We start from the raw sequence: 18,974 nt of genomic DNA, 5'->3' as shown, positions 1-18,974 counted from the left end.
GTTTGATCAACTGCATATATATGTTGAGGCTCGCAATTACGATGGAGAATTGTTTTAGGAGGTAGAACATGTCTTCGTCGGCACCGATTGGAGTTTTTGACTCAGGTCTTGGGGGAATTTCTGTTGCGCGTCAGATGCGTGAGGCTCTTTCGCATGAGAAAATCATATATTTTGGTGACTCTGCCAATGCTCCGTACGGTATTAAAACTCCTGAAGAAGTTAAAAAGCTCAGTTTTGCAATTGTTGAGCATTTTATGCAGCTAAATGTAAAGGCCGTCGTAATTGCTTGCAATACCGCCACTTCTGCAGCTGTTAACGATTTGCGAGCGCATTATGATATTCCGATTGTTGGTATGGAACCGGCGCTTAAATTGGCTTGTGATTTGGGCAAAGGCGAGCCTCAGCGCGTAATCGTAGCAGCAACTCCTCTTACTCTTCGCGAGCGCAAGTTTGCAGATTTACTGCAACGTTTTTCGCAAAATAACACGATTTTTTCGCAGCCTTGTCCTGATTTAGTGCGCATTGTTGAGCGTGGAGAGCTTTGTAATCGCGATATAGTTTTCGCAGCTCTTCACAAATATTTCGACACTTACGATTTAGAATCTATTGATTCTGTTGTGCTTGGCTGCACTCATTTTGTATTCTACCGTGATTATTTCCGCGAGTTTTTGCCGGAAAGTACGAAAATAGTTGACGGTAATGAGGGCACGATTAATCATCTTCGTAAGATTTTAGATGAGCGTAACGAGCTTGCGGATGTGTTGGAGCAGGGAAGTATTACCATTACTAATTCCGATACGAGTGAGCGTATGCGAAAACTTGCGGAAAGCTTGTGTAAGTAATCTAAATATTTCCGTATTTAGATAAGATAAGCAGCACAAGAGCCGCAATCCACACTACGTCAACCAGCAAATCGTAACGCATGTAATAATATTTGTGCACAAATTTCTTCGATAACGCAAGTCCTTGTACGCTTACAGTTGCGTGTGAAAGCGACATAAATTGCAAAGTTGTTGAGAACATTAGCACAAGGCACCACGGGCACAGCACGTTAATCACAAACATTGATTGCGAGAACAGCCAATATGCGTATATTAGAGCGCACAAACCTCCAAGCCAAGTGCACGCAGCAAACCAGCGTGGTAAACGTACGCGAATTAAACCAATAATTGCTAAAGTTACAAACACGCTTTCAGCGGCAATTCCAAAAAATGCGTTAGGGAAACTTAAATCGCCAAATTTTATAAATTCTGCTTGCCAAGTTTTAGCAACTTTTGAGCACGAAACTATCGCACTAATATCGCATCCGAGTGATCTGTGTGGCGCTCGTGCCAGTTTGAGTGTTTCAGCGGAAAGAATAAGGGATGTAACAAGTGCGCTTATGGAAACTATTAGCATAATGCCGTAAGTCCATAATGCTGAATGTCTCCAACCGGTAAGTTTGTTATTGCAGTTTTCTTGTATTTTGCCAGTTTGCTGCATTGATACTCCTAAATTCAAGCTTTACATACTACAGTTTACGATAGTTATATGACTGTGATTAATACGCAAACTTCTTTAAGCTGGGATTTACACTGTCACACATCGTATTCTGATGGTACTGAAACCCCTGCTACGCTTGTTTCTGAGGCTAAGCGGCTTGGTTTAGAGGGTGTTGCTATTAGTGATCACGATACCACAGCTGGTTGGGAAGATTTTCGTTTGGCTGCTTCTGCTTTAGATTTTCCAGTTTTATACGGTTCAGAAATTACTGCTCAAGAACCTTGCTGTTTTGATGGTGAAGTTATGCGTGGAATAAACATTTCTGTGCATATGCTTGCTTATCAGTACAATCCGAATGATTCTGAGATTGTTGCCATGTTTGCGGCGACTCGAGCTAGAAGAATTGAACGCACGAAGTTGATGGTTGAGAGAATGGCTCACGATTTTCCTATTACTTGGGATGATGTTATATCTCAAGCTGGTGAGGGAGAATTAACTACTATTGGCCGTCCTCATATAGCAGACGCTTTGGTGAAGGCTGGTGTTTATGAAACGCGTTCTGAGGCTTTTGCTGACGCTGTTTCTCCGCAAAGCAAGTATTATATTCCAACTCAGTCGCCTAGAGTTATTGAGGTTATAAAAGCTGTTAAGCATGCTGGGGGAGTGAGTTTTATTGCTCATCCTGCTGATACTAGTCGTAATCGTGTGTTGCTTTGCGATGAGCAGATTATTGAGTTTGCTGAGGCTGGTCTTGATGGTTTAGAAGTGTATCATCGCGGAAATACGCTAAGTCAAAGAAGTAGGCTTCTTGCTATTGCTAAAGATTGTGATCTTCTTGTTACAGGAGGATCTGATTGGCATGGAGCCGGAAAACCAAATATTTTAGGTGAAAAAAGAACCGACCGCGGTGTTGTGAAAGAAATCCAACGCCGCGGTCGTATAGAGTATAGGAGAAGAGAGATATGAAACTCTAACGTCTAATTAGATAATATAGCAGCTGATTATAAGATGCGCAAGTATCTAAATACACAATTTATTATTTTTAATAATTATGTATTTGTTCACACTCCAAATCCAACTGTAAGTGTTGGTTTATCTCCTACAATTGCGTATGCTAATGAAGCTGCAGGAACTACTATTTTACGCTTGTGAACATCGTTTAGAGTTAGAACGTTATTATTCTCTATTGCTTCATTAATTGCTTTTTGCACTTCTTCCGCACTGCTTTCTGTTTCGAAATGAAGTGGTTCAGGACTGTGGTTTATACCTAGCGTAACGTTCATTTTCTTTCCTTCCTAGTGAAGTTTTTTGAAATATTTCTACTAATTTACCAATTTACTGACTATTTTTCTGTAGTTTCTGACTTTTCTGTAGTTTCTTCAGAAGAGGCACTTTCTTTATTTTTAGTGTTAGTCTCGTACTCAGGAATTAGTACTGTTTCGAGATTGTCATTTGCGTTATCAGATTTAGAATCTTCTTGTTCAGAACTTTCTTGTTTAGAATCTTCATTGTCTGTAGATTTCTCGGAATCTGTAGACAATGTAGACTCTGTAGACTCTGTAGGGTTTGCAGTCTCTGTAGAAGTATTTTTAGCAGTATTGTCGATTACTTTAGCGTCATTTTTTATTTCGACTTGCACATAAACTTCAGTTGCAGCATCGTCTTGATCGTTATAGACGTATTCGTCATCTTCAGAATCCTCTGCATTATCAACTGCATTATTAACAGAGCTTTTAGTAGCATCTACAGTACTTTCAGCAGATTTAGCAGATCCTAAATCTTTCGAATCAGCATTTTCAAGGCTTGTAATTACTTGTGTAGCAGTATCATCTGCTTCGCTTCTATCGGAAGTATTTTCTGCACTAGTATTTTCTACACTATTATTTTCTGTACTTGGACGCTCATGAGTATCGTCGTTCAAAGTAACAGTTCGCTCTTCAGTATTATCAAAGTTTTCGTGATATTCCTGATTTGCGTTATTAGGTATTGCGTTTTCGTTAGTAGAGTCAGCTGCAGCGTGTGAAGAAGTAGTATCGTCAGCTTGTGTTGCGTTTGCCTTTTTAGCTGCGTTTGCTGCGTTTCGTTCATCGTTTTGCAAAAGCGTTCCAACAGTAATTGTGGAAGACGGTTTCATATTAGGATTAGCCTGCTCTGCAGCTTTCTGTGCGCGCGATCCGTGGATTCGCGTCAACTCGTGAGCCAAACGCTCAACCTGAGCTTTAAAGCGCATAATTCCAACGTTATCACCATGCTGCAAAGCTTTAACAAAGTCTCCGACCTGTTCCATTTGCAGCCACAAATTAGCTCTAAGCATAATCATGCTGTCTAATCGAGAGCCCATCATGCGACCGTAAGAATCAAGAACAGCATTTCTGCGCTGCTCGTTCAACTTTGCAAAAATCCAAGCCAAGTCGCGTGCAGGATCATTTATTTGCATACCCTGCCAGTTTGTTATAGCGCTAACTGTAGAGCCGTTAAATAGAACGTCTCCGTCTTGGAATCCTCCGTGTACAGGGAAAGTATTAAATGACCATAATCCTTCAGTCTCAAGCACTCTAGACCAACTGTCAGTAATTTCAGTAGGAATATGACCAGCTTTTCGTAAAACTTTAATCCATCCAGTAAGTTGCGCTCGAATTTGACCAGTTGTAAAACTTGGGTAGTTTGCGCGAGTCAAGAAAGTAGGACGAAGACGATGGATCGATCCGATTGCTGTTCCTAAATTCATGCAATCGTTAGTTGTTAACAAATTTAAGTCGCGAGAAGTGCCCTCACGGTGATCACAAACAAGCACTGCAGGATCTGTTTGAGCGGATTTACCAGTGCTATTCGACTGTGTGCCAGGTCTAAATGTGACCAGAGTGTCATACTCGAAACCTAGTGCCGCAAGATCTTTAGTCTGCTGCAGTGTCCATGCTGCTCGCGCTCGATCATGTAAGCGTTTTCGACCATTATCTTCATAGCTTATGAATACGTCGTAAAGTCGGCCAGATACGTCTTGTACCACGGCATGAGAAATTCCCGCAGCTCTGTCAGTTGCGTTTATTTGCTCACTCTGGCGGGTTCCCGCGAGCTGTATTTCAGGCATTGCTGACGAAGCCAATGCTGCTAACTTGAATCTGCTGAGTTGTGTCACACTCCCACAGTAATACAAGGCACCGAAACGGACAATATTATGCGCAAACTTATATCCACAATATGTGAAATTATTTGTTGAAATAGTAGTATCCTGCAAGAATAGTAGTTATGAATAATTCACCCGAAACGTTGCTTGATGGTTTAGACGAAGCACAACGTTCTGCAGCCACTGCATTAGAAGGTCCTGTGCGTATTGTTGCGTGCGCAGGTGCCGGTAAAACTCGTACTATTACGAGACGTATTGCTTATGCGTGTGCTAAGGGTGATTGGGATCCTAGCAGAGTTCTTTCTGTTACGTTTTCTGTAAAAGCTGCTCGAGAAATGCGCTCTAGGCTTGATTCTCTTGGTGTTTCAAGTGATGCTCTTGCAACGACTTTTCATTCTGCTGCTTTGCAACAGTTGCGTAAAGTGTGGGGGAAGGTTTGTTCTGCTGATTTTCCTAATATTATTGATGATTCTCGTACTGTTATGTCTTCTGCAGTATCCAGATATCCTGAACTTTTTGACATGACACCGATTCAGATTCGTGACGTTCTTGCTGAAATTAATTGGTCTAAAGTTTCACTTATAGCTCCGGAAGATTATGCGAGAGTATGCGCTGCTATACATAGGAAAGCGCCGGCTGGTTTGGAAGTAAGCCAATTCGTTGATCTGTACGAAGCGTACGAAATAGAAAAAAATGCGCGTAATCTTATTGATTTTAATGATATTCTTCTGCTTACGTGCCATGTTATGCGAAATTTTCCTGAAGCTGCTAGTTCTATTCGCAGTAGAATTGGTTGGATTACGGTAGATGAGTATCAGGATGTTTCTCCACTACAACACGAATTATTGCGACTTTGGATGGGAATAAATCGCGATATTTGCGTAGTAGGCGATCCTGCACAAACAATTTATTCTTTCGCAGGCGCTACTGGATACTATTTGTTAGATTTTAATAAAGAATTTTCGCCTATTTCTGCAGATATTAGTTTGTGCACAGATTATCGTTCAACAGAGCGAATAGTTGGAATGGCAAATAAAGTTTTGGCAAAATCTGGATGTAAAAAAGACTATTTGACTTTGCATTCAGTAGCTAAAGGTGGAGTTAGAGTTTCTAAACAAGTTTATGAAAGCGATAAACTCGAAGCTTTAGGCTGCGTTGAGAATATTGTGAAAGAAATTAAATCAGGTAAAGCAATAGCTTCGCAATACGCTATTTTGACACGCACTAACGCTCAGCAGCAGATTATTTGTAAAGCTTTAGCTGCAGCCAATCTTTCTTATAATGTGAGAAAAGATACAGGCTTGCGTAATGTTGTATGCGATTTTGGTAAGACTGAGCGTGAAGATTTCACGAGTATTTCATCTATTCTCAAGGCTGCTTCTTCTGTAACAGTTTCTACTATTCATGCGTCAAAAGGTTTGGAATTTGATCACGTTTACGTGCTTGGTTGCTCTGAGGGACTTATACCATTTGGATCGCCTACTGACGAGGATCAGATAGAAGAAGAACGAAGACTTATGTATGTTGCTGTAACTCGCGCAGAAAAAACCCTGCATCTTTCGTACGCTGTGCGAAAAGATGCAGGGATCGGTATTTCTCGAGCTCCTAGTCGTTTTCTTTAGTGCCGTCAGTTTTATCGTCACTATCCGAAGAGTTATCGGACTTATTGTCTGACTTATTGTCGGGTTCGGTACCGTTTTCGGTATCGTTTTCGCTACCGTTTTCGGTATCGTTTTGTTTTTGAGCAGCGTCATCTTCGAGAAGCTTACTTAATTCATCATCCCAATTGATAGTAGACATATCGATATCTTCAATATTTATTTTCTCTTGAGATTTGTCGGTTTCGTTTTTTGCTTCTTTACCGGTTTCACTGTCTTTTGCATCGTCAGTTTTACTGATTTTTTGTGCAGAATTACTTTCTTCAATTTTTTCAGTTTTTTCATTTTTCTGAGATTTATTTTCAGAAGATTCTGCTACTTCATCAGAATTTGTAGAAGTTTCGCTGTCGGTAGTTTCGCTGCCGGTAGTTTCACTGTCTAGAATTCCGCTGTCAAAAACTTCAGTGCTGAAATCTTCAGTACTGAGAGTTTTGCTGCTGGAATTATTATTTGAAAGCTGAGCAGAAACAGAATTTTCAGGAAGAGCAGGAAGCAGATCAGGATGACCCCACATCGCATCTCTAGACTCGATCCCATCTTTATTCGTAATATCTTCCCAAATTTTAGTAGCTTCACGCATACGACGAGGACGCAAGTGAAGACCTAAAAGTGACTCAAAAGTAACTTCTGAAGGGCCGCCTGCAGCACGCTCTCTACGCATCATTTCACGCAACTGTTCAATATGAGGTATGTGAGCAACTCCAGCTCTCCAAGTTACGCAATCGACCCAGCCTTCCGTAAGCGCAAGCAGAGTTTCCAAACTATGCAAAGCCTGCTGCTGTATTTCAGAATCCTCGCCTTTGGCAACTTTCGACAAATTCACAGCGCCAGAGAAAGACGAAGGATCCATGCTCTGAGCATCCCTTAACTGATCTTCTACAGCGTTCAAATCAATGCTAGTTGCGTTCGCGTATTTAATAATCAAAGACTCAAAGCGGGTCATAAGCCACGGTACAGATGCAAAGAGTCGAGCGTGAGCAACTTCTCTCAAAGCAAGATAATCCATAACTTCGCCATTATCTAATCCCCAAGATTTGGCGTAAGCAATGCAATTGTAAGGAATTAAACCACCTGCAGGATTCTTCAACAAAGAAATACCCTGATCAAAACTTCCATGAACCTCATGCGAAAGAGCGCCAGCAGCTTCACCGAGTTGCATAGCGAAAGAAGTATTCGCAAGCAGTTTCATAAGCTGCACAGGATTATTCATATCTGACGGAAGAGGAATAGGCACAGCGCCGGCAAAAAGTCCAGTAACTTCAGCGTTATCAATGTCACCGAAACGTTCAGCAATAACCTCACTTAAAGCGTCATTAATGGCTCGAGCAACAGGATTTGCAAACTTAATCCACGAGTCAAGAGTTCCTTCAACCCAAGCAGAGCGTGAAAGAACTTCCGGGGTACCGGGAGCAGGATTAATATTACAAGTTATATCAAGCCACAAATTAGCCTTACTAAGCGAACGTCTTGCTGCATCGGCAACCTCAGCGTTTACGTTCCCATTATCTCCATTAGCTTTCTGAAGAGCTATAGATTTAGCAAGTTTACTGTTAATAGGACCCTCTTCGAGAGTTTCCTTCATTTCGTAAGGATTGTTCAAGCCTCCTGCTGTAAAAGCTCTCATCATAGCATGAACATCCCCAGGTTTAGGAAGTCTAGCAGGGTCTTGACTCATAATATGCTCGCGCAACTCAAAAGGAAGCTGTTCGAACTGCCGCCATGCTTCTTCTCCCTGAACTGGCCCGAAGCATTCAATAAGCCACTGGCGAAGTGTGTCATCGTTCATGAGTGTCGTCCTTTACCGTACTACAGCACATATAGCAGAATCATGCTAAACAGTATGCTGCTGATGTATTTAATTCTACATGATTTACGATTTTTACAAATAAAAAATTAGTATTGTTGATGAGTGTGATCGTTAATAACATCACGATGCTCATTAGAGTGAGGAATATGAAGAACTTTCATACGGTTAATTGCTTTTCTTGCAAGCTGATGAGCCGAGCCTGCGCCCTCACCTTTAACGCCAAAAATAACAATAACAGCCATAATTGCTGTAATTAAAGCGCTAATACGAAGAGTCCACTGAACGCCGAAAATGCTAGCCGCAACATCCTCAGAATGACCATGACCTCCTGAAATAGCGTAATGCCATTGTGTAAAAGCAGTCATAGTAACCACAAGAACAGGAGCTCCAATAGCACCCCATAATTGACGCATAGTGTTAGTAACAGCAGAACCGTCACCAAGCTCTTCGTGACTAAGACAATTAAGAGACCATGTAGTAACAGGCATAAGAAGGAAACCCATACCAATTTGGCGAGTAAATTGCCATATAGAAATCCACCAAATCCAGGTATACATATCTATAAGGCTCATCATTATAGTGCCAAATAAAAGTATTAAAGAGCCTGCCATGGCTACAGGACGCACGCCAAAACGATCAAGCATTCTGCCGCCGAAATACTGAGAAATCGCCATTCCGAAAGCGCCAGGAAGCAAAATCAGACCGCTCATAGTAGCCGAAAAACCACGATCAGACTGAATGTAAAGCGGAATCAAAACCATAATCGAGCTAAACGCAAAAAAAGTAAGGCAAGCGCAAACAGTGCCAGTCAAAAAGTAACGATTTTTTAATACTCCAAGACCAAGAAGCGGGATTTTCCCATGAAAAGCGGCACGAAGCTGACGGGTGACGAACCAAGCTATTCCCAAAGCGCCAATAAGCATAGGAAGCCAGGAGAACAAGCTTTCAAAACCATAAGCTTCTATATTTGTAAAACCAAACATTAATCCGCCAAAACCAATAACGGACAAGCCTACAGAGAAGAAATCAGCATGAGCATTAGGATCATGCTCACCAAAATTGTGAAGGAAAAATATAGAAAGTACGATTGATATAATGCCAATAATCGTAAGAGACAAGAATATAGAACGCCAGCCGTTAATATCAGTTTGCAAACCACCAATAGTAGGGCCGATTGCAGGAGCAATACTCATAGCCATGCCGACGCTACCCATTGCCATACCGCGGCGAGTAACAGGGTAAACAGAAAATACAGTAATCTGCAACACTGGCCACATAACACCAGTGCCAATTGCTTCCAAGGTTCTGCCAAAAAGAGCCATCATAAAATCGTTACTAAGCCACGCTAATACTGATCCTAAAGTAAAAAGCGACATGGAAGTAATAACAATTTGACGAGTAGAAAAACGTCTAGTAAGAAAAGCTGTAAGCGGAACCATAACTGCCATAATCAGCTGAAATATTGACGTAAGCCACTGGCCTGTAGTTACGCTAATATCAAACTCTTTTACGATAGTAGGAAGAGCTGCAGTAAGCTGAAGTTGAGCAAAATTACCGATAAAAGTTATAAAAGTAAGTATCGCAAGTGAAATTAGTGCAGGACGAGTAAGACGATTATTATGATACGCTTCTTCGCCCGTAAGAGCGTGATTTAAGTGGCTTAGTTTATGCCACTGCGAAATTGTCACAGTGCAGTTTCCTTTATCAGTCAGTGTTTAGCTCTAAAAGAGCATACTAATTCTACGCGAATTTAGCGCATGTTTTATCTACAAAATTTAATCAGTCAATGAAATTTAACCAATAAGCCAATATTTACTGATAATGCTCACGGCTAATATTTACCGGATAAATTATAGCTAAAGTATAGCCAAATTGCTGTTTTTAGTAGCAGTGATGGCTTCTCCAGTAGTTATAAGCACCCTGAATAGAACCGTACCTACCATTGCAGTAATTCCAGAACCAGCGTAACTGTGTCTGATAATTTGTAGCCCAATCAGCTCCAGCAGAAGACATCTTACGACCAGGCAGAGCCTGAGGTAAACCATAAGCGCCAGAAGGGTTCATAGCATTCACACGCCAACCAGATTCGCGCGAAATAATGAAAACTGTTGCAGTAAAATCAGCTTCAGAATAACCATTAGAAAGAAGCCAATCATGAGCCCACTGCTGCATTTCGCCAGCAGGAACTGTAGTACCAATGGACTCTTGAGCGCTAATATGTGTGCCGCCTGTACCAACGAGAATAACTCTATCTTGTGGAGCTTGCTTTACAAAAGAAGTGAAAATATTAGAAGAAACTATTTTATTTCCGGCGCGCGTAACAATCTTTGCCGTCTCCATAACACCTGGAGCACCTTCGCTTTCTACTTTTTCAGTTCCTTTAGGAAGCGATGATGTTTCTTTTTTAACAGTATTAAAAGATATAGGCTCGTCGGAAGTTTCAAGATCTGCGCCGGCTCTTTGAATCGTAATAACAGTAGACTCAGTAACTTTAGTGTTTAATGCAGGATTAACAACATCATTAGATTCCAAAGTTACGTCACCAGCATCAAGAACTGACTTAACATCTGTAAAGTTAGTGCCGAGAATAGTTCTACGGTGACCATTAATAACAACGTTTATGTAAGAAGTGTTATTTTTGCCTAATATGTCACGAGTAGCGCCACGAGAAACTTCAGGGAAGTTATCAGTAGCAGAATACGACGTTGCTGAAGAAACGTGAGTTTGATTTGAAGAATAGAAATTACGAGAAAGGCAGCCAAGTGCAACCAAAACCACAAAACCAATAACAATCACGCCAACTCTTGCCCATTGACGCATGCTTAAAGAACTAAGTGTGACTGTAGGCTTACGGTGACTGGTCATATCCCTCCCTGCGGTTAAAACGCTAAAAACTTACGCAGTCTCGCAACAAACTGTAAGAAGCTGCATATGTAAGTACGTCATCTTTCTCGTTTCTAAAGTTCTTATAAGTATAGTCTCCACCTACGAGAAAGGCTTAAAATCAAGGTTTTTTGCATTCTCGTAATGTTTTTTATTTCTAAGATTCAGAAAATTATAAAGTTTTATCAGAATTTTCGTCGTTAGAATTTTCGTCGTCTTTTGGCTCGTAAGCTTTAGCTTGGTTTACTAAATCTTCCAAATCATCCGGACGCAAAGCGCCTGCCTGCCTGTAAAGTACCTCTCCGCGCTTAATGATCATAATGGTCGGAACAGCTTTAATTGCGGCAGTTTCTGCTAAATCAGGGCTTTGATCAATATCTACCTTAACGAAAGGAATATCAGAAAACTTATTGCTTATGCTCTCAAAAATTGGGCCAAAAGCGCGGCAAGGTCCGCACCAAGTAGCCCAAAAATCAACAACAATAATTTCGTTAGTAGTAGCAATTTTTTCAAAATCGTTTTGAGTAGCGTGAATTACTGCCATTTTTACCCCTTTTCGCAAGTATTTACCAATTTTCGTAAGTAAATACTATCTAAACAATCTAATTGTTCAAATTGTTCAAATTGTTCAATTTGTTCAATAACAATTCAAATATTAAACACAATTAATTAATGTAATTGATGTAATTAACGCAATTATATATGCAGCTGTTTATATGCGGATATTTATATGGGCTTTACAAATTGGCACTATATGAGCTTATAAATTATCTGTCGCCTTGCGGCACTAGGCTAGGGGTCATGCTTGATATTCAATTTATTCGTGAACATGCCGACGTGGTAAAGGAGTCGCAGCGTAAGCGTGGCGAATCTGTTGAACTCGTCGATGAAGTTTTGCGCAACGATGATTTGCGCCGTACTGCTCTTAAAGCTTTTGAAGATGCTCGTGCTGAGCAAAAAGCTATCGGTAAGAAGGTTGCAACAGCTAGCGCGGAAGAAAAGGCTACGCTTATTGCTGAAACTAAAGAATTAGCATCTAAAGTTGCAGAATACAAGGCTGAATCCGAAAAAGCTACTGCCGACTACACTACAGCAATGTGGAAGCTTTCTAACATCGTTGAAGATGAAGCTCCAGAAGGCGGAGAAGATGATTACGTTGTAGTTAAGAAGGTTGGCACTCCTCGCGATTTCGCAGCTGAAGGTTTTGAGCCAAAGGATCATTTGACTCTTGGAACTGGCGTTGCTGGAATTGATATGCGTCGCGGCGTGAAGGTTGCAGGTTCTCGCTTCTACTTCTTGCGCGGTGCTGTGGCTCGCTTGCAAATCGCAATGCTTACTATGGCTGTTGATCAAGCCGAAGAGCACGGTTTTACGCTTGCGATTACGCCAACGCTTGTGCGCCCAGAAGTTATGCGCGGAACTGGCTTCTTGAATTCTCACGCGGATGAGATTTATCGCCTTCGCGAGCCAGATGATCAGTATTTGGTTGGTACTTCCGAGGTTGCCTTGGCTGGCATGCACGAGGATGAGATTCTTGACCTAAGCAATGGTGCTTTGCGCTATTGCGGTTGGTCTAGCTGCTACCGTCGTGAAGCTGGTGCTGCTGGAAAGGATACTTCTGGTATTATTCGCGTGCATCAGTTCGATAAAGTTGAGATGTTCGTATATTGCAAGCAGGAAGATTCTCGCGCTGAGCATCAGAAGTTGCTCGGTATGGAGCAGGAAATGCTTGCTAAGGTAGAAGTGCCTTACCGTATTATTGATACTGCTGCAGGTGATCTTGGTTCTTCTGCTGCCCGTAAGTTTGATTGCGAAGCTTGGGTTCCAACTCAGGGTCGTTACCGTGAGCTTACTTCTACTTCTAACTGCACTGAGTATCAGGCTCGCCGCTTGAATGTGCGCGAACGCATGGAAGACGGTGGAACTCGTCCAGTTAGTACGCTTAACGGCACTTTGGCTACTACTCGCTGGCTTGTGGCTATTTTGGAAAATCATCAGCATGAAGATGGTTCGATTGATATTCCAAAGGCTATGCAGGCTTATATGGGTGGCAAGGAAGTCATTGAGCCTACTAAGTGGGAAGCGTGAGTGTTGCGTTCTATACGTGATGATATGCTTACCACTTGTGCATTGAAGGCGGCTATTTGATTGCTTTCATGCGCAAAATGGATGGGTGTCCGAGCGGTCTAAGGAGACGGTCTTGAAAACCGTTGTAGGGAAACCTACCGCGAGTTCGAATCTCGCCTCATCCGCGAATAATCAAGCCTAAAGCATGTAAAATTGCTTTAGGCTTATTTATTTTTCTGAGCTTATATAACTGAAATCACACTGCGATTTCAACGAGAGCGATGTCGGACTGCGTATTGATTGATGTAAACAGAGCAAAGTAGTGTGTCTGTATTTTGCTGCTTACCAGTAACCCTTACCTATGCAAAGGTTATCAATATATGATAGACTTTCTTTATGAAATATAGGGGTAAATTAGTTACTGACACTTACGAATCGACGCAATTATCAACGCAAGTAGATAATATTAATCAACTTAAACAATCAAATAAACATTCACTCAAACAGTTGGGTATGAAAAATAATTTACAATGTGTAAGTTTCAATTTATTGAGTGAAAATAGTCATGCAAGTAAAGAAGTTACTGTCACGGAAGCATCACACATACTGCATGTTTCTGTAGATACAATACGTCGTTGGGCAAAATTGGGATTGCTTCGATGCAAGCGCGATTCTCACAATAATAGAGTTTTTGAACTGCATGAACTTCAGTCTCTCCAGAAGCGACGTGAAAATCATTCTAATAGCGGTCAGCCGCGTTTTGTTGTGTTAAAAAGTAAACAAACATCTTTTACTTCAGTAGAGCTTTTTGCCGGTGCTGGTGGTACTGCGCTTGGTATGCATAACGCTGGATTTAAACATTTAATGTTAAACGAAGTGGATAAATCAGCATGCGCAACTTTGCGAAAAAATCAGCCAGAATGGAATATTATTCAAAAAGATGTTCATGAAGTTGATTTTTCAAAATATTGTGGAAAGGTTGATTTGCTGCAAGGTGGAGTTCCTTGTCAAGCGTTTTCGTATGCTGGATTGTCCAAAGGCTTTGAAGATGCTCGTGGAACTTTGTTTTTTGAATTTGCGCGAGCAGTTCAGCAAATTAAACCAAAAATTCTTATGATGGAGAATGTGCGTGGTCTTCTTACTCATGATTCTGGTAAGACTATTATGACTATGCTTCACATTTTGGATGATATTGGTTACAAAGTTGCTGCAAAAATTTTGCGTGCACAGTTTCTTGATGTGGCACAAAAACGAGAACGTTTAGTGTTGATTGGCGTTCGTAAGGATTTAGATATGCCTATTTTGTACCCCAAAGAAGATAGTGATGTGCTTACACTGTGGGATGCTATTGGGAAGTGTCCGAAATCTGAAGGAGCCAAATATCCAGAAAGTAAGAAAAAAGTTCTCGATTTAGTTCCTGCTGGTGGATATTGGAAGGATCTGCCTTTATCTGTGCAAAAGGATTATATGAAGGGGTCTTTTAATCTTCCTGGAGGTAAAACTGGTATGGCTAGGAGACTTTCTTGGTCAGAACCATCTTTGACTCTTACGTGTGCTCCTGCTCAAAAGCAAACCGAAAGGTGTCATCCTCAAGAAACGCGCCCACTTACTGTACGAGAGTATGCGCGAATACAGTCATTTCCTGATGATTGGCAATTTGAGGGAAGTTTAGCTAGCAAATATAAGCAAATTGGTAATGCTGTTCCTTGTAATCTTGCTTATCATGTTGGACGAGGAATTATTGCTATGCTAAGCGGTGAAAATCGTGAGTCGTTCCGTGAGATTCAGCCTTTTGACATGACAAATATTACAGTTGAAGAGGTGAAATCTGAGGCTCTTTCTATGCTATAATCTCTTTTATTAAAGGTTTCGTTTTTATGTGAATTTTGTAGCTTTTGCAAAGTGTATAGATAATTTTATATACAAAATTGGGGGAGGATTTATTATGGTATCGGAAGCTGAGAAGGCGTGTATTTTGATGCAGATTTCTCAATTTTTTGAAAAACAAATTATTGAAAATCATGTTAAAAATACTGAAAAACTTGTTGATATTCGTGCACTGAAATTTAATCCATTTCTTGTATCTTATCTTGCTCGGTTTGCTTTTGGGAATGCACAGCCTGAATCTGTAGCAAAAGTTATTCTTTATCCTCGCGTACTTGGAACTTCTATTACTACTTCTTTTGGAACTTCTATACAAAAATTGAGTTCTGAAATACTGTCAGGATTTGCTTCCACAACATCTGGAATTGATATCGAATATGAGGATTACGAAACTGGCCGTCATATTTATTGTCAATTAAAATCGGGGCCTGAAACTATTAACAAAGATGATGTAAAAACAATTTGTGACCATTTTAAAGATTTGGGAAGATTAGCGAAAACAAATGGATCTACACAAGTAAATCCATTAACTGATTGTATTGTTGGTGTTTTATATGGTTCTCGTGAAGATTTATCTGCAAACTATAAGCGAATAGAAAATGAAGGATATACAGTAAAAATTGGTGAAGAATTTTGGGAATCTTTCACAGGCGATAAGCAGTTTTATCAAGATTTAGTAAATACTATTACAAAAGTTAAAAGTGAAAAAATATATGGTGTTCTTGATAAGACTATCGTTAAGCTTGCGAAAAGTATTCGTGAAAATGCAGATATGATTCCTGGATTAGATTTGTGAAATGAAGCTTCATAAGACTAAGCATGTTGTTACATGTACAAATTTGAAACTATGTATGCAATTTGTTAGTTAAGTAATGCTAATAGGGTGTCACGTTAGAATCTATATCATCCGCGAATAATCAAGCCTAAAGCATGTAAAATTGCTTTAGGCTTATTTATTTCGCCGATCTTATCAGTGGGTTGGAAGCGCGGTGTACTTGTTCTATAAGCCAAAAGTGTCAAAAGCTAAGCTGATGAATATTCTGTGGTATAAGACGCAGACCAAACACTGTTACTAATTCAGATGGTTGACTGAGAAAATAACGGTAATCATCCAAATACCGTTATTAATTCAGATGGTTGACTGAGAAAATAACGGTAATCATCCAAATACCGTTACTAATTCAGATGGTTGACTGAGAAAATAACGGTAATTACCCAAATACCGTTACTAACTCAGATGGTCGACTGAGAAAATAACGGTTATGAGACACTATCGCAGCGCGCCAACTGCGCAAGAGCCTCAAAACAGGCAGAATGAGACATTAATGCAGAACGACTGCGCTTTCAATGAGAGCGCGAAAATCGATAATAAGGGATAACTAGAGCAATAAGCGTCAATATAGTTACGTATGAGAAATAAATCGCTATTTATTAGTCATAGACTCTGCTGCAGCAGTAGTGGAATCGTTAGGATTATCCTCACTTTCCAGCGGAACTGCCAAAGCTTCAGAAATAGACGTGTTAATAGCACCCAAATCTCCTGATGGACGCTGCTTAGGCCAACTTACTTGTGGAAGTGGCACGTCAGTAGGGAAAGTAATTACAAGAGTTCCTTCCTGAACATCAATATGCGCAGGAGTATTATCCAAAAGTTCATTGCTTAACCCTTGAACTGCATCTCCATGCATTTGCGCATGCTGAAGCTGATACTTTAATCCTGACTCGTTCACATCTTTAGATACAGGAGCGTGCGAAAATACGCTAAGTAACTTAGGTTCTTTAACTGAAGAAGCAGGAAAATCAAGAGCCGCGTTGTGTATTGCAGTAACGATCTGGCCGTTTCCGTAAAGGAAGCCAATCCCTCCACGCAATGCCAATCGAACCATCAGCTGTATATTAGAAATCGTATGATCAACACGACCGCCAAGTCCGCCAAATATATGGAATTCGCGCATTCCTTTAGACCAGCCGTACTTTAAAGCGGAAAGCAAATCTGGATCATCTTTTTCTTCAGGAAGTCGTGTAATTACAGCGTCTGTAGGTAGTTTCAATCTTACAGAATCAAAATCGCCTATAAGAGCGTCAACGTGTAAACCGAGCTTGCAAGCGTAATCCCAGCCTCCGTCAGCAGCAATAGTTAAAGCGCGATTCGGCACTTGCTCTCTAGTATGATCGTAATAGTCTCCAGCTGCTAAAATAACGCAGCGATGCAAAGGTTCCATGGCTTTATGGTACCGCGTTTAGTGCGAGCCTCAAAGGTTAGAAATAATTTTTTATAATTTTTTAACTAATTTTTAATTTTTCGAAATAGTAAACGTTACTATTCAACAAACGTTAGTATTATCATCTAGCAAAATAAAACGGCTGATAGTTTTGTCAAAGCCGTAGCTATAATAGATATTCGGCTTGAGTAATCAAGAAAGTGGGATGTCCCCACCTGGAAGCCTGCTGCGGTTTCGGGTTCATGACTTCGGTCACACAAGTAGATTTTTGCGCTACTTGTTACGCTTGTTTGGGAGCGTTTTTTGATATGAAGTGGTGAATGCCTAAGCTCTTGGACTTCTCGGTGTATTGCATCTTACCAGTATTTAGAAGGATTGGAGTCATCATTAGCGACGAACCACGCATTAACGAGGAGATTCGCGTCTCCCAGGTGCGCCTTATTGGTCCAAAAGGCGAGCAGGTGGGAGTTATTGCAACCTCGGTCGCGTTAAACCTTGCGAGGGAAGCGAACCTCGATCTTGTTGAGGTAGCGCCTACTGCTAAGCCTCCGGTAGCCAAGCTTATTGACTACGGAAAGTACAAGTACAACGAAAAGATGAAGGCTCGTGAAGCACGCCGTAATCAAACCACAGCTGAGATTAAGGAAATTCGTTTCCGTCTCAAGATTGATGATCATGATTTCGACGTGAAGAAGGGTCATGTTCTTCGTTTCTTGAACGGCGGCGATAAGGTAAAGGTCACTATTATGTTGCGTGGCCGCGAACAGTCTCGCCCTATTGGTGGCGTTGAACTGTTGCGTAGGCTTGCAGATGAGGTCTCTGACAGTGGCACCGTTGAGTTTGCTCCGAAGCAAGAGGGTCGCAATATTATTATGACTCTCGCTCCAAAGGGCAAGAAGATTCATACACAGTCTGAGCAGCGTCGTAGAGGCGCTGAATCGCGTGCTGAGCGTCAAGCTCGCCAAGCTGCACGACTTGCAGCAAAGCAGGAAGTGCAAGCACAGGCTGCAGCTGCAGCAAATGCTGTACAATCCGATCAACATCACAAGGAGGGCAGCAATGCCGAAGATGAAAACTAATTCCGCAGCGTCCAAGCGCGTTCGTCTTACCGGTACCGGTAAGGTGATGCACGATGGTAGCGCTATGCGCCACAACTTGGAGCACAAGTCGGCTCGTAAGCGTCGTGCTCTTTCCGAGGATAAGGTATTAGCTACTGCGCAGAGCAAGAAGCTTAAGGGCTTGCTCGTTAAGTAAGTAAAAGCAAGTAAACAAGTAAAAATTGCTTGTAAACAGAGACGCAATCGAAAATTTTAAGAAAGCTGAGGAATACTTATGGCACGAGTAAAGCGCGCAGTTAACGCTCATAAGAAGCGTCGCGTTGTTCTTGAGAGGGCTTCTGGCTACCGCGGTCAGCGCTCCCGTCTTTACCGCAAGGCGAAGGAACAGCTGCTCCACTCATTTACTTACAACTTCCGCGACCGCAAGGCTCGCAAGGGTGATTTCCGCAAGTTGTGGATTCAGCGTATTAACGCAGCAGTTCGCGCTGAAGGCATCACTTACAACCGCTTCATTCAGGGCTTGCACTTGGCTGGCATCGAATTGGATCGCCGCGCTCTCGCTGAGCTTGCAGTCTCCGACATTGAGGCTTTCAAGGCTGTTGTAGAAGCTGCTAAGGCTGCATTGCCAGCCGACGTAAACGCTCCAGTTGAAGCCTGATTTCGTTTCAACTGAGTTTGATTTTAAGCCCGTCAATTTTGGCGGGCTTTTTTATATTTTTATATTTTTATATTTTGTATTTTTATATTAGAGCCTTGTGAGCAATAAATTTATTTATTAGATATAATCAT

The 18,974-nt window shown here is 41.3% G+C and carries 17 protein-coding genes and 1 tRNA gene; 10 read left to right on the top strand and 8 right to left on the bottom strand.

What is annotated here, in order from left to right:
- Nucleotides 1-68: 68 nt before the first annotated feature.
- Nucleotides 69-842, top strand: a complete 774-nt coding sequence (gene murI, locus ACPFYS_RS02350; protein ID WP_427877446.1) for a glutamate racemase — start codon at nt 69-71, stop codon at nt 840-842.
- 1 nt (nt 843) lies between these two features.
- Here murI and ACPFYS_RS02345 read toward each other — a convergent pair whose 3' ends face one another.
- Entirely contained in the window at nt 844-1,482 is a 639-nt protein-coding gene (locus ACPFYS_RS02345) for a vitamin K epoxide reductase family protein (protein ID WP_427877445.1), read from the bottom strand.
- Between the two features lie 48 nt (nt 1,483-1,530).
- Here ACPFYS_RS02345 and ACPFYS_RS02340 point away from each other — a divergent pair, with 48 nt between their 5' ends.
- The gene (locus tag ACPFYS_RS02340) at nt 1,531-2,448 is read left to right on the top strand and encodes a PHP domain-containing protein (RefSeq protein ID WP_427877443.1); all 918 of its coding nucleotides are present in this window, start codon (nt 1,531-1,533) and stop codon (nt 2,446-2,448) included.
- Nucleotides 2,449-2,543: 95 nt separating this feature from the next.
- Here ACPFYS_RS02340 and ACPFYS_RS02335 read toward each other — a convergent pair whose 3' ends face one another.
- Together ACPFYS_RS02335 and ACPFYS_RS02330 are read right to left on the bottom strand one after the other, a co-directional pair.
- The gene (locus ACPFYS_RS02335) at nt 2,544-2,765 is read right to left on the bottom strand and encodes a DUF3107 domain-containing protein (protein ID WP_427877442.1); all 222 of its coding nucleotides are present in this window, start codon (nt 2,763-2,765) and stop codon (nt 2,544-2,546) included.
- Between the two features lie 59 nt (nt 2,766-2,824).
- Nucleotides 2,825-4,570: a phosphotransferase gene (locus ACPFYS_RS02330; protein ID WP_427877598.1), complete on the bottom strand. Its 1,746-nt coding sequence runs from the start codon at nt 4,568-4,570 to the stop codon at nt 2,825-2,827.
- Nucleotides 4,571-4,728: 158 nt separating this feature from the next.
- On the opposite strand from ACPFYS_RS02330, the gene ACPFYS_RS02325 reads away from it, so the two are divergent.
- Complete coding sequence (locus ACPFYS_RS02325) at nt 4,729-6,228, top strand: ATP-dependent helicase (RefSeq protein ID WP_427877440.1); 1,500 nt, start codon at nt 4,729-4,731, stop codon at nt 6,226-6,228.
- Here the strand turns inward: ACPFYS_RS02325 and ACPFYS_RS02320 are convergent.
- The 4 genes from ACPFYS_RS02320 to trxA form a co-directional block, all read right to left on the bottom strand.
- Complete coding sequence (locus ACPFYS_RS02320; protein WP_427877438.1) at nt 6,212-8,050, bottom strand: zinc-dependent metalloprotease; 1,839 nt, start codon at nt 8,048-8,050, stop codon at nt 6,212-6,214. The genes ACPFYS_RS02325 and ACPFYS_RS02320 overlap by 17 nt on opposite strands.
- A gap of 107 nt (nt 8,051-8,157) precedes the next feature.
- Nucleotides 8,158-9,759 (bottom strand): MDR family MFS transporter, encoded by a 1,602-nt coding sequence (locus ACPFYS_RS02315; RefSeq protein ID WP_427877436.1) that lies wholly within the window; start codon nt 9,757-9,759, stop codon nt 8,158-8,160.
- Nucleotides 9,760-9,952: 193 nt separating this feature from the next.
- A complete protein-coding gene (locus ACPFYS_RS02310) occupies nt 9,953-10,936 on the bottom strand; it encodes a G5 domain-containing protein (protein WP_427877435.1) in 984 nt (327 codons plus the stop codon).
- A gap of 190 nt (nt 10,937-11,126) precedes the next feature.
- Nucleotides 11,127-11,498, bottom strand: a complete 372-nt coding sequence (trxA, locus tag ACPFYS_RS02305) for a thioredoxin (RefSeq protein WP_427877434.1) — start codon at nt 11,496-11,498, stop codon at nt 11,127-11,129.
- Nucleotides 11,499-11,755: 257 nt separating this feature from the next.
- Between trxA and serS the strand changes: the two genes are divergently transcribed.
- The 4 genes from serS to ACPFYS_RS02285 all read left to right on the top strand — a co-directional run bounded on the left by serS (nt 11,756) and on the right by ACPFYS_RS02285 (nt 15,701).
- A complete protein-coding gene (gene serS / locus ACPFYS_RS02300) occupies nt 11,756-13,042 on the top strand; it encodes a serine--tRNA ligase (protein WP_427877432.1) in 1,287 nt (428 codons plus the stop codon).
- A gap of 79 nt (nt 13,043-13,121) precedes the next feature.
- A tRNA-Ser gene (locus ACPFYS_RS02295) sits at nt 13,122-13,206 on the top strand.
- A 364-nt stretch (nt 13,207-13,570) separates the two neighbouring features.
- Nucleotides 13,571-14,872: a DNA (cytosine-5-)-methyltransferase gene (gene dcm, locus ACPFYS_RS02290; protein WP_427896794.1), complete on the top strand. Its 1,302-nt coding sequence runs from the start codon at nt 13,571-13,573 to the stop codon at nt 14,870-14,872.
- Between the two features lie 94 nt (nt 14,873-14,966).
- Nucleotides 14,967-15,701 carry a PmeII family type II restriction endonuclease gene (locus tag ACPFYS_RS02285; protein WP_427877428.1) on the top strand — a complete coding sequence of 245 codons (735 nt, stop codon included), beginning with the start codon at nt 14,967-14,969 and terminating at the stop codon, nt 15,699-15,701.
- A gap of 628 nt (nt 15,702-16,329) precedes the next feature.
- Here ACPFYS_RS02285 and ACPFYS_RS02280 read toward each other — a convergent pair.
- Nucleotides 16,330-17,127 (bottom strand): thiamine diphosphokinase, encoded by a 798-nt coding sequence (locus tag ACPFYS_RS02280; RefSeq protein WP_427877426.1) that lies wholly within the window; start codon nt 17,125-17,127, stop codon nt 16,330-16,332.
- Between the two features lie 320 nt (nt 17,128-17,447).
- Between ACPFYS_RS02280 and infC the strand changes: the two genes are divergently transcribed.
- The 3 genes from infC (at nt 17,448) to rplT (ending at nt 18,843) form a co-directional block, all read left to right on the top strand.
- The gene (infC, locus tag ACPFYS_RS02275; protein WP_427877425.1) at nt 17,448-18,206 is read left to right on the top strand and encodes a translation initiation factor IF-3; all 759 of its coding nucleotides are present in this window, start codon (nt 17,448-17,450) and stop codon (nt 18,204-18,206) included.
- The gene (gene rpmI / locus ACPFYS_RS02270) at nt 18,187-18,381 is read left to right on the top strand and encodes a 50S ribosomal protein L35 (protein ID WP_004128670.1); all 195 of its coding nucleotides are present in this window, start codon (nt 18,187-18,189) and stop codon (nt 18,379-18,381) included. The genes infC and rpmI overlap by 20 nt, the downstream gene beginning before the upstream one ends.
- Before the next feature lie 78 nt (nt 18,382-18,459).
- Nucleotides 18,460-18,843 carry a 50S ribosomal protein L20 gene (gene rplT / locus ACPFYS_RS02265; protein WP_004105106.1) on the top strand — a complete coding sequence of 128 codons (384 nt, stop codon included), beginning with the start codon at nt 18,460-18,462 and terminating at the stop codon, nt 18,841-18,843.
- Nucleotides 18,844-18,974: the final 131 nt, after the last annotated feature.

The organism is Gardnerella sp. 2492 (assembly GCF_050320365.1).
Lineage (GTDB): Bacteria > Actinomycetota > Actinomycetes > Actinomycetales > Bifidobacteriaceae > Bifidobacterium.
The sequence above is the reverse complement of the archived record's forward strand: the minus strand, read 5'-3'. Positions and strand labels throughout refer to the sequence as shown.